The sequence below is a fragment of the Streptomyces sp. CA-142005 genome (assembly GCF_050942335.1).
In the GTDB taxonomy this organism is placed as follows: domain Bacteria; phylum Actinomycetota; class Actinomycetes; order Streptomycetales; family Streptomycetaceae; genus Streptomyces.
On record NZ_CP192078.1, the window covers coordinates 4931438 to 4945955 of the forward strand.

At 70.8% G+C, this 14518-nt stretch carries 13 protein-coding genes and 1 pseudogene; 8 read left to right on the plus strand and 6 right to left on the minus strand.

Annotated elements, in window-relative coordinates; translation table 11 throughout:
* The first annotated feature begins 38 nt into the window (after window positions 1-38).
* A complete protein-coding gene (locus ACQPXS_RS23190; RefSeq protein ID WP_433451199.1) occupies window positions 39-1595 on the plus strand; it encodes an FAD-binding oxidoreductase in 1557 nt (518 codons plus the stop codon).
* Between the two features lie 29 nt (window positions 1596-1624).
* Here the strand turns inward: ACQPXS_RS23190 and ACQPXS_RS23195 are convergent, their stop codons facing one another.
* The 3 genes from ACQPXS_RS23195 to ACQPXS_RS23205 all read right to left on the minus strand — a co-directional run bounded on the left by ACQPXS_RS23195 (window position 1625) and on the right by ACQPXS_RS23205 (window position 5328).
* On the minus strand, window positions 1625-2329 hold the full coding sequence (locus ACQPXS_RS23195; protein WP_433451200.1) for a phosphatase PAP2 family protein: 705 nt from the start codon (window positions 2327-2329) through the stop codon (window positions 1625-1627).
* A gap of 246 nt (window positions 2330-2575) precedes the next feature.
* Window positions 2576-3532, minus strand: coding sequence for an NlpC/P60 family protein (locus tag ACQPXS_RS23200; RefSeq protein WP_433455911.1), 957 nt, complete (start codon window positions 3530-3532; stop codon window positions 2576-2578).
* 101 nt (window positions 3533-3633) lie between these two features.
* Entirely contained in the window at window positions 3634-5328 is a 1695-nt protein-coding gene (locus ACQPXS_RS23205) for a serine/threonine-protein kinase (RefSeq protein ID WP_433451202.1), read from the minus strand.
* Window positions 5329-5465: 137 nt separating this feature from the next.
* On the opposite strand from ACQPXS_RS23205, the gene ACQPXS_RS23210 reads away from it, so the two are divergent.
* Entirely contained in the window at window positions 5466-5699 is a 234-nt protein-coding gene (locus tag ACQPXS_RS23210) for a hypothetical protein (RefSeq protein ID WP_433451203.1), read from the plus strand.
* 77 nt (window positions 5700-5776) lie between these two features.
* Here ACQPXS_RS23210 and ACQPXS_RS23215 read toward each other — a convergent pair whose 3' ends face one another.
* From ACQPXS_RS23215 to ACQPXS_RS23225, 3 genes are all read right to left on the minus strand, one after another.
* Window positions 5777-6547, minus strand: coding sequence for a trypsin-like serine peptidase (locus tag ACQPXS_RS23215; protein WP_433451204.1), 771 nt, complete (start codon window positions 6545-6547; stop codon window positions 5777-5779).
* A gap of 135 nt (window positions 6548-6682) precedes the next feature.
* Window positions 6683-7435, minus strand: coding sequence for an SDR family oxidoreductase (locus ACQPXS_RS23220; RefSeq protein WP_433451205.1), 753 nt, complete (start codon window positions 7433-7435; stop codon window positions 6683-6685).
* Window positions 7436-7531: 96 nt separating this feature from the next.
* Window positions 7532-8434: an oxidoreductase gene (locus ACQPXS_RS23225; protein WP_433451206.1), complete on the minus strand. Its 903-nt coding sequence runs from the start codon at window positions 8432-8434 to the stop codon at window positions 7532-7534.
* Window positions 8435-8496: 62 nt separating this feature from the next.
* Between ACQPXS_RS23225 and ACQPXS_RS23230 the strand changes: the two genes are divergently transcribed.
* The 6 genes and pseudogenes from ACQPXS_RS23230 to ACQPXS_RS23255 all read left to right on the plus strand — a co-directional run bounded on the left by ACQPXS_RS23230 (window position 8497) and on the right by ACQPXS_RS23255 (window position 14510).
* Window positions 8497-9111 (plus strand): TetR/AcrR family transcriptional regulator, encoded by a 615-nt coding sequence (locus ACQPXS_RS23230; protein WP_433451207.1) that lies wholly within the window; start codon window positions 8497-8499, stop codon window positions 9109-9111.
* A 290-nt stretch (window positions 9112-9401) separates the two neighbouring features.
* A pseudogene (locus tag ACQPXS_RS23235) lies at window positions 9402-9920 on the plus strand (peptidase S8); the annotation flags it as partial.
* Between the two features lie 459 nt (window positions 9921-10379).
* Window positions 10380-10688, plus strand: coding sequence for a hypothetical protein (locus ACQPXS_RS23240; protein WP_014673544.1), 309 nt, complete (start codon window positions 10380-10382; stop codon window positions 10686-10688).
* A 108-nt stretch (window positions 10689-10796) separates the two neighbouring features.
* Window positions 10797-11615, plus strand: coding sequence for a hypothetical protein (locus tag ACQPXS_RS23245; RefSeq protein WP_433451208.1), 819 nt, complete (start codon window positions 10797-10799; stop codon window positions 11613-11615).
* Window positions 11605-12954, plus strand: coding sequence for a hypothetical protein (locus ACQPXS_RS23250; protein WP_433451209.1), 1350 nt, complete (start codon window positions 11605-11607; stop codon window positions 12952-12954). Before ACQPXS_RS23245 ends, ACQPXS_RS23250 begins: the two co-directional genes overlap by 11 nt.
* A complete protein-coding gene (locus tag ACQPXS_RS23255; protein ID WP_365334794.1) occupies window positions 12951-14510 on the plus strand; it encodes an SCO6880 family protein in 1560 nt (519 codons plus the stop codon). Before ACQPXS_RS23250 ends, ACQPXS_RS23255 begins: the two co-directional genes overlap by 4 nt.
* The last annotated feature ends 8 nt before the right edge of the window (window positions 14511-14518 follow it).

Sequence of the window (14518 nt, forward strand, 5' to 3'; positions counted from 1 at the left end):
CAAGGAGGCCTGCGGAAAGGCGACACAGGACGATGGGCATGGAACGGCGTACGTTCATCGCGGGCGGCACGGCCGCAGTGGCCGCGACCGCACTGACCGGCTGCAGCTCGGGCGCGGGCAGGTCCAGTGCCTCGGCGAGCACGGGCTCATCCTCGCTCACGTCCCTCAAGACCACCAGCGCCAACGCCGCCGCGAACTGGACGGCCCTCGCCCACGACCTGGACGGCACCCTGGTCCGGCCCGGCGACGCGAGCTGGACCACGGCCCACCAGCTGTACAACACCCGCTTCGACGGCCTGAAGCCCGCCGCGGTGGCGTACGTCGCGCACGCCGGTGACATCCGTACGACCCTCGCCTACGCCCATGCCCATGGCGTGCGGGTGTCCATACGCAACGGGGGCCATTCCTACGCGGGCTACTCCTCCGGCGACAACCGCCTCGTCCTCGACGTGTCCCGGCTGAACCGGATACGCGTGTCCGGCGGCCAGGCCGTCGTCGGCGCCGGCTCCAAGCTGATCGACGTCTACCGGGCGCTGGCCGCGAAGGGCGTGACCATACCCGCGGGCTCCTGCCCCACCGTCGGCGTCTCCGGCCTGGTGCTCGGCGGCGGCCACGGCGTCGCCTCCCGCGCCTACGGCCTTACCTGCGACAGCCTCACCCAGGCGACGGTCATCACGGCGGACGGCACCCAGGTGACGGCGAACGCGTCCTCGCACTCCGACCTCTTCTGGGCGCTGCGCGGCGCCGGCAACGGCAACTTCGGCGTCGTCACCGAGCTGCAGTTCAGGACCCACCCGGCCCCGCAGGCGGTGACGGCGTACATGACCTGGCCGTGGTCCAAGGCGGCGGCCGTGCTGAAGGCCTGGCAGGAGTGGGGGCCGAGCCAGCCAGACGAGATCTGGTCCTCCCTGCACCTGGAGTGCTCGCCGGGCCGCACCCCCACCATCTCCGTGGCCTGCTTCTCCCTCGGCACCTACGGCGAACTCCAGAACGCGGTCGACCGCCTCGCCCACGCGGCCGGCGCGAACGCCTCCTCCGTCAGCCTGCGCCGCCGGGGCTACGAGGAGGCGATGGAGGTCTACGCCGGCTGCTCCTCCTTCTCCACGGACGCCCAGTGCCACCTGCCGGGCTCCACACCGGGCCGCTCCCCGCAGGGCCGGCTGGGCCGGGAGACGTACGCGGCCCGCTCCGACTTCTTCGACCGCTCCCTCTCCCCGGCGGGCATCCAGACGGTGCTGCGGCAGATCGCCTCCGTGCGCGGCGGCGCGGGCAGCATCGCGTTCACCGCCCTCGGCGGCGCGGTCAACCGCGTCTCCCCCACGGCGACGGCCTTCGTCCACCGCCGCTCCCGGATGCTGGCCCAGTACCTCGCGTCCTGGGGCGCGGGGGCCTCCGGCACCACCGCCCAGTCCTGGCTGACCTCGGCGCACGACGCGATGAAGCCGTACGCCTCCGGCGCGGCGTACCAGAACTACACCGACCCGACGCTGCGGAACTGGAAGACGGCGTACTACGGGGACGCGGTGACCCGGCTGGGGAAGGTGAAGAAGCAGTACGACCCGGACAGGTTCTTCTCGTACGCGCAGGGGCTGTGAGACGGGGCGGGGCGCCGCGGTGCCGTCGGCTACGCCGCGAGGTCCCGCTCCTCGGACTCCACCGACGTACGGGCGGCCGGGAGCAGCGCCCCCTCACGCGCCCCGCCCGCCGCTCGCGTCCGTACGATCCACCCCGCCCGGGGCGACCGCTCCACCGCTCGCATCAGCGGGGTGAGCAGCGCCGAGGCCAGCGGGGAGAGCAGCAGCGCGGCGGCCGTACCGAGCGCGAAGCCGCCGATGACGTCCGTCGGGTAGTGCACGCCCATGTAAACCCGGCAGAACCCCTCCAGCAGCGCGAGCCCTATACCGGCGATGCCGAAGCGGCGGTTGGCGACGAAGAGGCCGACGCCCAGCGCCATGGTGATGGTCGCGTGGTCGCTGACGAAGGAGAAGTCGGTCTTGCCGGAGACGAGGACGTCCAGCCCCTGGTGATCGACGAAGGGGCGGGGGCGTTCCACGAAGCCCCGGATCGGGACGTTGACCAGCACCGCGATGCCGGCCGCGAGCGGCGCCCACACCAGCGCGGCCACGGAGGGCGCGGCGTCCTCGGCGCCCCGGCGCCGCACGGACCACCAGCACCACAGCACGAGCAGCACCATGGCCACCAGCAGCCCGTACTCGCCGACGAACTCCATGAGCCGGTCGAACCAGTGGGGCGCGTCCTTGGCCAGGCCATTGATGTCGTAGAGCAGGTCGACGTCGGGGTTCGATCCGGATTCGGCGAGTACAGCCATGGTGCTGCGGCCCCTTCGTCGTCTACCGGACGCACCTCGTGTGCGCCGCTCCTACCCCCGTGGTTCGTAGATCCGCTTCCGCTGCACTGCCGCACTGCCCGTACTGACGTCCGCTCGGCTACGTCAACAGGAACGCACGGTCCCCATCAATACGTTCCACTCTCCACTGAATGATCACGCAGACGTTATCGAAGAGAGACTCATCGCCGCAGCTCAGGGGGTTGGTTCACGCTCGGTCACACCGTGTCAAACCGACGTGGGAAGTGCTTTTGCGCCATCTTCGGTGACGCGGGTGGCGCCGAAGTAGTCCGGCGTGTCGATCGGATCGAACCGGATGACGGCCCCCGTCCGCGGCGCGTCGATCATGTACCCCCCGCCCACGTAGATCCCCACGTGGTGGATGGCCCGCGAGTCGCCGAGGTCGGTGGAGAAGAACACCAGATCACCCGGGAGAAGCTGATCGCGCGACGGATGCGGCCCGGCGTTGTACTGATCATTGGCCACCCGCGGCAGCGTGATCCCCACCTTCGCGTACGCGGCCTGCGTCAGCCCCGAACAGTCGAACCGCCCACCCTGCTCGGCCGACCCCTCACCCCCCCACAGATAGGGCGTCCCCAACTTGCTCTGCGCGAAGGCGATGGCACCGGCGGCTTGCTGGGTGGGGTCGATCCGGCTGACGGGCGCCGCGAAGCTCTGCGCCAGGCTGCGGATCCGCTTGACGTAGTTCTGCGTCTCGCTGATGGCCGGCACCCCGCCGGCCTTTATCACCCGGTAGGCACCGGCGTTGTAGGCGGCGAGCATGTTGTCGGAGACGTTGCCCGGCACGTCCTTCACGTACTTCGCCAACTCGCAGTCGTACGAAGCGGCCGAGGGAATCGCGTCGTTGGGGTCCCAGATGTCCCGCTTGCCGTCGCCGTTGCCGTCGATGCCGTGCGTGGCCCATGTGCTGGGGATGAACTGGGCGATGCCCCGCGCGTCGGCCGGGCTGACGATGGTCGGGTTCCAACCGCTCTCCTGGTACAGCTGGGCGGCGAGCAGCGCCGGGGTGAGCGCCGGGCACAGGTTGCCCCACTTCTGCACGAGCGACTTGTAGGCGGTCGGTACGGCACCTTTCGCGAGCGCCCGGCCCCCCGAGCCGACTCCGTTGACGAGGTTCCCGGCGACGACGTACACCCCGATGACGAGCAGCATGACGAAGCCCATGCCGAGCCCGACGGCCGCCCCACCGATCACCCATACCTTCCGCACGGGTCAACTTTCCCCCATGCGGGGACGGTTCAATGCGCTTTCTGCACGATGTGGCGTCATTTCACCGTGAAGCCCAGGCACATGACGCTGCTGTAGTCGCGGGGCGTGCGGATGTGGTGCCACTGGACGGTCCAGTCACCGGGATCGTTGGCGAGCGGGATGGCGGGCCAGGACTTCTTCCCGTCCGGCGACCAGGAACGGAAGTCGTCCGGGTAGGTGAGGTACTTCCAGGCGGTGGAGTCACCGCCGTAGAGGTCGATGGGCTTGCTGGTGTACCCGAGAGTCACGTTCTGCTGGAGCGCCCCGGCGGGGGGTTTTCCGGTGCTCGGGTCGATACTGTGCGGCGGCTTCACGCTGACGGTCACGTAGTACGGTGCGTGGGTCCCGGACTGCTGTGCGTACAGGTTGTTCCAGAACCCGATCCGCAGCCCGTGGTCGAAGACCGGACGCTCCCCGCCCTTGCTGGGATCGTCCGGGTCGGACTCGGAGCCCTGGAATCCCTCGGGCGCCCGTTCCTCGACCGGCAGTTGGCACTGCCCCGTCGACGACTGCCAGAACGTGCGGTCGATGTCGTCACCCGCGTAGGCGGGTGCCCCGCCCCTGCCGCCGGCCGCCTTGGTCGCCGTGGCCGGCGCACTCGCGGAAACCCCGCCGTGCGCGGTGTCCTTGCCGTCGCCCCGCTGGGTGAGCACCACAGCCGTGGCGGCCCCGACACCCACCACAAGCCCCACCGCCACGGCCACCGTCCACCGCTTGCCCGGACGTCGGCCCGGCCGTGCCAACCGGGTCGGCGTGTAACCGGATGGGCCGTACGGCCCCGGCCCCACCGTCGGCAGGTCATGCGGGCCCACCGACGGAGCCATCGGCGGCCGTACCGGAGTCGGCGGCGTCTGCGGCGCGGCCTCGCCCAGGGTGGCGAAGCCGGCGTAGACCGGGTCCTCCACAAGCGCGGTGCGTACCCCGCACCGGGCGATCACCTCGGCAAGCCCCGGCCGGGCGGCAGCGTCCTTGGCCACGCACGCCTCGATCAGCGCCGCCAACTCCGGTGCAGCACCGGCCAGATCGATGGGCTCGTGGACGGCGCGGTAGCTGACTCCGTTCGGGTCGCCGCTGCCGAAGGGCGCCCGGCCGGTCGCCGCGTACGCGAGCGTGGCGCCGAGCGCGAACACGTCGGCCGGCGGTCCGACCTCGTTGCGCAGCAGCACCTCGGGGGCGGTGAAGCCGGGCGTGCCGGGCGCGAACCCGGCGTCGGTGAGGGCGGTCTGGCCCACGCCACGGGCGATACCGAAGTCGATGAGCTGCGGGCCCTGGGCGGCGAGGATGACGTTCTGCGGCTTCAGATCCCGGTGGGTGACTCGGTGCGCGTGGACCGCCGCCAGCCCCTCGGCCAGCGCGGCGAAGAGGCCCCGGCCGGTCTCCGGCGGCAGCGGGCCACGTTCCGTCACCGCCTTGGCGAGCGTGGGGCCGGCGACGTACTCGGTGGCCAGCCAGTAGGGGGCGGCTTCCAACGAGGCGTCGATCAGGTTGGCCGTGTAGGCACTGCGGACCGCCCGCGCGGTCTCCACCTCGCGCCGGAACCGGGCCAGGGCCTCGGGATGGTCGGTGATCTCGTCCCGGATCACCTTGATGGCGACCAGCCGCCCGCCGGGTGACCGCCCGAGATAGACCTGCCCCATCCCACCCGCCCCGAGCCGGGCGAGCAGCGTGTGCGTTCCTATGTGCGACGGGTCCTGAGGCTTGAGCGCATCCACGGACACACCCTGCCATGAAGATCAGTTGGCCGTCCGGGGTGTTTCACCGACATCGGCTCCGAACGACTCGGGCAACGGCACCGGCTCCCCGAACGTTCGCCAACCGCTACCTCGGCCCGCTCAACGGTGCCCTCTTCATGGACGTCGTCCCCATCACCGCGTTCGTCATCTCCGCGCTGACCGGCGTGATCACGGCCGGCATGCAGGTGGTCGGCGCCTCGCCGACCGCGCCGGCGCTCGTCTTCGACAACCTGTACCTGCGCCGGGTCGCCCAGCGCACGGCGGCGGCAGCGGCGGCCAGGGCCGCGACCGAGAAGCCGGCGGTGGCGGCGACGGAGGGGAAGACCTCGCCGGTCGCGGCGAGCCGCTGAGCGGTGGTCAGGCCTTCCGGAGGGCGGCTGTCGTGGGGGGCACCCCCCGTGGCAGCCGCTTGCGCACCGCCCGCACTTCAGGGATCGCCGATCGCGTCCTTGTACAGCTCGGCCGCCTTGCCGCCCAGCACCACGCTGTACGACACGTCGTCGGTCGAGCCGCCCTCCTCGTGGCCGCCGAGGATGCCGACGACCTGGTGGTCCCCGTTGATCCACGGGCTGCCGCTGGTGCCGCCGGCGAACGAGGGGCAGTCGATGCGCTGCTGGGTGCTGCTGTGCGCGACCGGCTTGTTGGTGCAGCTGATGGGCACCTCACGCGAGTCGGGGTAGCCGATGAGGGTGACGGCGGTGGCCCCGGTGGCCGTACCGGGCGTGAACCGGTTGGCCCCCACCACGTCCTCGATCCGCCTGCCCTCCAGGTCGTCGACGGTGACGAGGGCCAGGTCGCTGTCCTCGTCCTGGTCCTTGGCCCAGCCGTCGGGCAGGTAGCGCTTGCCGACCTTCCACACCCCGTACGGCGCCTGCCCGTCCCGGTAGCCCGGCACGAACACCAGATCGCTGTCGGCCTCGCCCACGCAGTGCGCGGCGGTGACGAGGAGGTTGCCCCGCGGGCTGTGCACGACCGAGGCCGTGCAGAAGTGGCCGCCGGACAGGTCGTCGGCCCGGTCCGCGCCGAACAGCGCGCCGACCCGCGCCGTCTGCCGGGTCGCGACGACATCGGCGGTGACCCCCAGGGGCCCCGGCCCGTCATCTGCGGCCGCCACGGACGCCGAGGTCATGGCGAGCATCACCACGGCGCCCAGCAGCGCGGGACGCGAGGTGACCGTGATGCGTGAGATGCGCTTCATCAGACGTCACTGTCCCCCGCGAACGTGAGAATCCCGCTGCGACTTAGCTGAGATTTTCCTGTGAAACGTCACGATGGGCACGACATCCACCCGCAATGTCCGGCCGACCAGGCACGATTACGCAAGGTCAACTCGTCAGAAGGTCGTCGTCATCCCCCCGTCCACCGCGATCGTCTGCCCCGTGATGAAAGACGCCGCATCGCTCGCCAGGAACACCACGACCCCCGCGATCTCCTCCGGCCGCCCCCACCGCCCCAGTGCCGTGCGCGTCCGCAGCCACCGCTCCCACGCGGGGTCGGCCGCCAGTTCCGCGTTGACGTCGGTCGCGAACGTGCCCGGTGCGATCGAGTTGACCGTCGTACCGCTCGGGCCGAGGTCGGCGGCCAGGGCCCGGGTCAGGCCGTCGAGGCCCGCCTTCGCCGTGGCGTAGGCGACGTCTCCGGTGCGGCCCAGCTGGCCGACCACCGAGGAGACGTTGATGATCCGGCCCGCCGCTCGCCGCGCGGCCAGTCCCCTCGCCACCGTCTGGCTCAGGGCGTACGCCGAGGTCAGATGGACGTCGAGCAGCGCGGCCAGCTCCTTTGGGGTCATCTCGGTCACACCGCGTCGGTCGCGGTGGCCCACGTTGTTGACCAGGATGTCGACATCACCGAGGGCCCGCACCGCCTCCTCGGCGGCCTCCCGGTCGGTGACGTCGAAGGCGGCGGCGGTGACGTCGTACCCCTCCTGCGCCCGCAACCGCGCCACCACGGGCTCCAGGCTCGCCGGGCTCCGCCCGTTCAGGACGACCCGCGCCCCGGCCCCGGCCAGCCCCCGCGCCATCTCCAGCCCGAGCCCGCGCACCGAGCCGGTCACCAGGGCGGTACGGCCGTCGAGCCGGAAGTTCACCGCTGGACTCTCACGCACAACGGGACGTGTGCCCCAGGAGTGCCCCGGCACTCGGTACGACGGCTGCCGCCCGCGCCTTCGCGCCCCCTGGCCTCCTCACGGCCGGCTGACCGGCTTCAGGCCCCAGTCCACCCCGGTCAGCTCCGCCGACAGGGTCCACAGGCGCCGGGCCGCCTCCGGATCGCTGGCCGCCGCGCTGCGGCCGACCAGCGTGGGGGCGCCGCGCATCTCGCCGAGGCCGGCCGGGCCGACGTAGGACGCGCCGGGAAGGTCCTGGCTCGCGGCGTAGAGCGTGGGCTGGGCGCCGGCCTGGTCGCTCTGGGCGAACAGCCTGTTGCCGACCCCCATGGCTCCCCTCATCAGCGGGTTCGCGTGGTGGCTCTGGAGGTTCGTGGCAGCCCAGCCGGGGTGCGCGGCCAGGGCACGGACCGGGGAGCCGGCCTCGGTGAGGCGGCGCTGCAGTTCCAGGGTGAACAGGAGATTGGCCAGCTTCGACTGGGCGTAGGCGCGGGTCGGGGTGTAGCGGCCGCGCAGGTTCACGTCCTCGAAGTGGATCACTCCGTCGCCGAAGCGGTGGGCGCCGGAGGCCACCGTCACCACCCGGTCCGTCACATACGGCAGCAGCAGGTTCGTCAGCGCGAAGTGACCCAGGTGGTTCGTGCCGAACTGCATCTCGAAGCCCTGCTTGGTGCGCTGCTCCGGCAGCATCATCACGCCCGCGTTGTTGATCAGCAGATCCAGCGGGCGGTCCCAGCCGGCCGCGAACTCCCGTACGGAGTCCAGGTCGGCCAGGTCCAGGCGGCGCACCTCGGTGCTGCCGCTCACCTTCGCCGCGGCGGCGCCGCCCCGCGCGAGATCCCGTACGGCGAACACCACATGCGCTCCGGCCCGGGCCAGTGCCTCGGCGGCGGCGAAGCCGATGCCGCTGTTGGCACCGGTGACGACGGCCGTACGGCCGGTCAGGTCGGGGAGGCGGGTCGCGTTCCATTTATCGGTCATGGCTCCAAAGTAGGCACCGACAACAATGATGTCAATGACAACATCGGGTTACGATGGTCCGCATGCCGCGCATGCCCCCGTCATCGACGAACCGCCCCTATCACCACGGAGACCTGCGCGCCGCCCTGCTCAAGAGCGCCGAGCGCACCCTGCGCGAGAAGGGTGTCGGCGCGCTCTCGCTGCGCGAGCTGGCCCGGGACGTCGGGGTGAGCCACGCGGCCCCCGGCCGGCACTTCAAGGACAAGCAGGCCCTCATAGACGCCCTCGCGCTGGACGGCTACGAGCGCCTGAACCAGGCCCTGCGCGCCGCCACGGAGCAGCCCGGCCTCACCTTCGAGGGACGCATGGCGGCGCTCGCCCGCGCCTACCTCGGCTTCGCCGTCGAGAACCCGGAGCTGCTGGAGCTGATGTTCGCGCGCAAGCACGCGCCCGACAGCTCCGCCCAGCTCGCCGCCGCCGTCGACGAGTCCCTCGGCTCCTTCGCCCGGATGATCGCGGAGGCGCAGGAGCAGGGCGAGATCGTCGCCGGGGACCCCGAGCGGATCACCATGATCGCCGCGGCGAGCCTGCACGGCCTCGCCGCCCTCATCGCCGCCTGCGCGCTCGACGCCGAGGAGGCCATGCACGGCCTGGACGAACACGTCCATCTGCTGCTCCACGGCCTCAAGCCCCGATGAGCCCGGCGAGTCCGGCGAGACCGGTGAACCGCCGCTGAATTCCGGCCGATCCCCTCTGTGCGGAACCTGTGCCCCGGGTCAAGCCACGCCCAGCACAGCGCCAGCACACTGCCATTGATCAGCAATCCGCCAACTGCCTTGAGTAACGCGGAAGTCAGAATTCCGAAAGCCTCCTGTTGTCGCGTACTCAACAACGCGATGGTTCGTCGCGGGCCGCCACCCCCACCGGTCACCCACCGGTGGTCCCCACAACCGCAGGCCTCTGACCACCACTCCCAGGAGGCTGTACCTTGCGTATGACCACCCCCAACACCCCCCACATACCGGGCAGATGGCGCCGGATCGGATCGGCAGCCGCGGTCACCGCCGCACTTCTCGCCGCCGGCCTGACCACCGCGGCCCACGCAGAAGCCGCCGCCACCACGCCCCACAAGGTGAGCGCCAGGACCATCGCCGCCCAGGTCGCCGAGGCCCACGTCCGCTACGAGAAGGCGTGCGGCGCCACCCCGAAGAAGGGCTACGCCGCCTGCGACGCGCTGCGCGTCACCGGCGGCACCACCGCCTTCATGGAGAAGCAGGCGGCCCTGAAGGGCATCACCCCCAGGACGGTGAGGCCCGACGCCGCCTCCGACTCCCCGACCGGCTACGGCCCGAGCGACATCCAGTCGGCGTACGGCCTGACCGACGCCGCCTCCGCGGGCGGCTCGGGCGAGACCGTCGCCATCGTCGACGCCTACGACGACCCGAGCGCCGAGTCCGACCTCGCCAAGTACCGCTCGTACCACGGCCTGTCCGCCTGCACCTCGGCACCGTCCACACCCCGCCGGCACACCGTCCAGGGGCAGCTACCCGGCCAAGTTCCCGACCGGCTGGGGCACCCCCGAGGGCGGGACGGCCTTCACCGGCTGACCGCACCCACTGCTTCGCAGGCCACAGGCCCCGACGGCACCTGCCGCCGGGGCCATGTCCTGTTCCCCGACCCCTCGCATGAGAACATCGTCTCGACGCCTCACCCGACCAGCCGTCAGAAACCGTGCCAGGTCGTAGAGGAGACAACGACCCAACCACATGACAGGTTCCGGTCGGACCTCATTGCCCGGCGTGACCTGCCGTGATACACAGAGTGACCGTACGCGCCACTCGCACGAAACCCGCCAGCCAATGACGTCAAGTCGACATACGACCGCGGAGTTGTCGGCGACAATGAGACCTGCCCTCCGCACACCGCGGGGGCCACGCGGAACTACCCACCAGGGGCGGTGACTTACATGCTCTTTGCGGCCGACAAGGGAGACATCAACACCATCATCGGCGGAATCGCTCCGGACTGGGGCCCCTTCGGCAGCCTGGGCAACGAGGCGAAGGTGATGATCGAGGTGGTGATGGCCGTGGCCATCCTCCTGTGCCTCGGCATCGCGGTCTGGGGTGCGGCCAAACAGCGCATCGGCGCCACCGCCCTCCGCGACACCTTCAGCGCCGAGCAGGGCAAGGGCCTCATCATCGCCGGCCTGACCGGGGTCTTCATCATCGGCTCCCTCGGCACCCTGTTCACGATCGTGTACGGCATGGCGGTCTGAGTCCCCTGAAGGTTGCGTCTCCCTGATGTCGAGTCACCACACCGCGCCCGCGCGGCAAGCAGCACGGCTACCGTCGTACGCCTACGAGGGTGAGGGAGCGCGCACGCCATGACCTCCGGAGACGACCAGGCCTACTCCGACGCGGGCCACACCCGCACCCGCCTCCCCGAAACCGACCCCTACGGCGGCGCCCCCCGCCGCACCGGCCGCTCCTCCTCCCGAAGCCTGGTCACGGTGGTCGGCGTAGTGGTCCTCCTCATCGCGGCGATCGCTTTTGCCAACAGGGGGGACAACTCGTCCGCGGACGGCTCGACCGCGAAGACCCGCAAGCCGGCGGCCGCTCCCACGGCGGCCAGCGGAACCCGTCCCGTGGACACCAAGTCCGCGGGTGTACCGACGGGATTCGCCCACACGGAGCAGGGAGCGCAGTCGGCCGCCTCGAACTACGCCGTGGCGCTGGGTTCGACGGGCATGTTCAACAAGGACAGCCGCGACGACCTCCTGCACCTCCTCTACACCTCCGCAGCGGCGGCCAGACTCCAGGGCCCGATGGACCAGGCCTACTCGACCGACTTTCTCGCCAAGATGGGCCTCGACGCGGCAGGCAACCCGCCGAACGGCAGTACGTTCGTCTCCCGGGTGGTCCCGGTCGGCACGACAGTGCAGCACTACACGGCGAACGACGCCAAGGTGGCGGTCTGGTACGTGGGGCTCATCGGCATGGCCGGCAGCTCCTCCACCGACCCCGTCACCTCGTCCTGGAAGACCTGGACGTTCGACCTGCAGTGGTCCGGGGGCGACTGGAAGATCACCTCCGACGCCCAGAAGGACGGCCCCGCACCGGTACCCGGCGACGACAAGGCCGCCACCTCCGACGAGATCAGCAAGGCCATCGAAGAGTACGGAGGGTTCACGTATGCCCGGTAGCCCGCGACGCGCGCTCAAGCTCGCCGGAGTCGTGACAGCCGTCCAGACCACCGCCGTGCTGCTGGCCACACGTGCCTTCGCCGTGCCCTCACCCACCCCTTCCGGCGGCGCTTCGCCCTCGCCGTCGAAGAAGTACAACTGCGACGTCATCTCCGGCGAGGCCAAGAAGTACTGCGAACGCGGCAACACCTCCAGTGGCTCAGGAGGTTCCAACGTCCCGGACACCTCCGCCCTCGACCCCCTCTCCTCCCTCGCCAGGGGTTGTGCCGAAGCCGCCTCCTGGACCATCGACAAGCTCGGCAAGGCCGTGAAGGAGACGGCCAACGTCGACTTCACCAACCCCAAGTTCCTGCAGCAGTACGCGATCGTCTTCGCCGCGTCCACGATCCTCACGCTCCTGCTGTGGCTCCTGGCCGTCGCCAAGCGAGCCGTACGCGGCGTGCCGCTGACCACCGCCATCTCGGAAGCCGTCGGATTCCTGTGGCTGACGGTGCTCGCCTCCGCCTTCACCCCGCTGATCCTCTACACGGTCGTATCCGCGACCGACGGAGTGACCGACGTCCTCGCCAAGGCCACCGGGGACCAGGCCGACACGTTCTTCGGCACCTTCTCCGGCGCCCTCGGCAAGGGCACCGACATCGGCGGCGGCCCGATCATGCTGATCGTGGTCTCCCTGGTCAGCATCCTCGCCGCCGGCGTCCTCTGGCTGGAGCTGGTCATCAGGGCCGCTCTCCTCTACGTCGGCGCCCTCCTCGGCACCGTCGTCTACGCGGGCCTCGTCGACAAGAACCTGTGGGGACACGTACGCCGCTGGGCCGGGATCATGATCGCCGTGATCCTCGTCAAGCCCGTCATCGTCATCGTGCTCGGGCTCGCCGGCGCCCTGTCCTCCGGCAACGGCCCCGACGCCTTCTCCGCCGTCGTCTCCGGCCTCGCCATCATCCTGCTCGCCATCTTCGCCAGCGCGATGATCTACCGCTTCGTCCCCGGCTTCGGCGACGAGATCGCCAACGGCCGCAACAACCGCATCATGCAGGGCGCCGAGTCCAAGGCCGCCGCCGTCATCAGCTCCCCCGCCACCCTCGTCGCCCAGGGCATCAAGACCCACAGCTCCCGCGCCGACAACAACGGAGCCGGCGGACAAACCAGCAGCAGCGCCCCGCGCCCGGCCAACCCCGCCACCGGCGGGGTCGCCGCCCACAGCAGCCGTACCCCCACCGGGGGCGGCGGCGGAGCCGTCCCCTCCGCCGCGCCCGCGCCCCGCGCGCCCAGCCCGGTCAACACCCCGCACGCCGGCAACACCCGCAACGTCAACCGCACGGGAGGTGAAGGGCGTTGACGACCGAGTCCCACCTGTCCCATCCGGTCACGCCCCGCCGTACGTATCTCATCGGCCGCGCCCGGCCGAACGCGATCATCGGCCGGAACCGCGAATCCGGCGAGATCGCGCTGATCGTCGCGGGCGCGTTCCTCGGCATGATGTGCGGCCTCCTCGTCCCGGTCCTGTCCCTGCGCATCGTGTTGCTGACGGGCTTCCCGCTGCTCGCGCTCGCCGCGGTGTACGTGCCCTACAAGCGCCGCACCTTCTACAAGTGGTTCGAGATCAACCGCAGTTACAAGCGCACCGTCAAGGGCGGCCACGCCGTCTACCGGTCCGGCGTCATGGAGGCGGGCACGCGGCTCGACGGGCGGGAGATCGAAATCGGCCCGCCCCCGGGCATCGGCCGCATCACCTGGCTCGCAGCCCCCTTCGGGCCCGACGAGATCGCCGTACTGCTGCACGCCGACCGGAAGACCGTCACCGCCGCCATCGAGATCGAAGGCCCCGGCGTCGGCCTGCGCGACTCCGAGGACCAGGAGGCCCTGGTCGACCGCTTCGGCACGCTGCTCAAGCACGTCGCCAACGGCGACGGATTCGTCACCCGGCTGCAGATGCTCGCCCGCACCCTGCCCGCCGACCCCGACGCCCACGCCAAGGACGTCGCCCAACGCGGTGACCCACGCTCCCCCGGCTGGCTCCAGCAGTCGTACGACCAGCTGCAGTCCATGGTGTCCACCAGCAGCGAGCAGCACCGCGCCTACCTAGTCGCCTGCATGCACTACACGCGCGAGCTCGCCGCCGAGGCGAACGCCATGGCCCGCGCCGTCCGCGCCCGCGGCGGCAAGGTCGACCGGGACGCGGGACTGGCGGTGGTCATGGCCCGCGAGCTGACCGACATCTGCTCCCGGCTCCAGGAGGCCGACATCCGGGTCCGCCAGCCGCTCGGCCAGGGCCGGCTCGCCTCCCTCATCCACTCCATGTACGACCCGGACCACCCCATCGACCACATCCAGGCGATGACCAAGCGCAACGCCTGGCCGGCCGAGCTCGACGCCATGGAGCCCACCTACCTCCAGGCCAAGACCCGCGAGTCCAACACCCGCGCCCCCTGGTGCCACGCCACCGCCTGGGTGAAGGAATGGCCCATGACCCCGGTCGGGGTCAACTTCCTCGCGCCCCTCCTCGTCCACACCCCGGACGTCATCCGAACGGTCGCGGTGACGATGGATCTCGAACCCACCGAGGTAGCCATCGAACGCATGCTGACCGAGAAGACCAACGACGAGGCCGAGGCCTCCCGCGCCGCCAAGATGAACCGCACCGTCGACCCGCGCGACGTCGCCGCCCACAACCGCCTCGACCAGAGAGGCGAAGACCTCGCGAGCGGAGCGGCGGGCGTCAACCTCGTCGGCTACATCACCGTCTCCGCCCGCACCCCGGAGGCCCTGAACCGGGACAAGCGCACGATAAGGGCCTCCGCCGGCAAGTCGTACCTCAAGCTGGAGTGGTGCGACCGAGAGCACCACCGCGCCTTCGTGAACACACTTCCCTTCGCCACCGGCATCCGAAGGTAGGGGCTGAT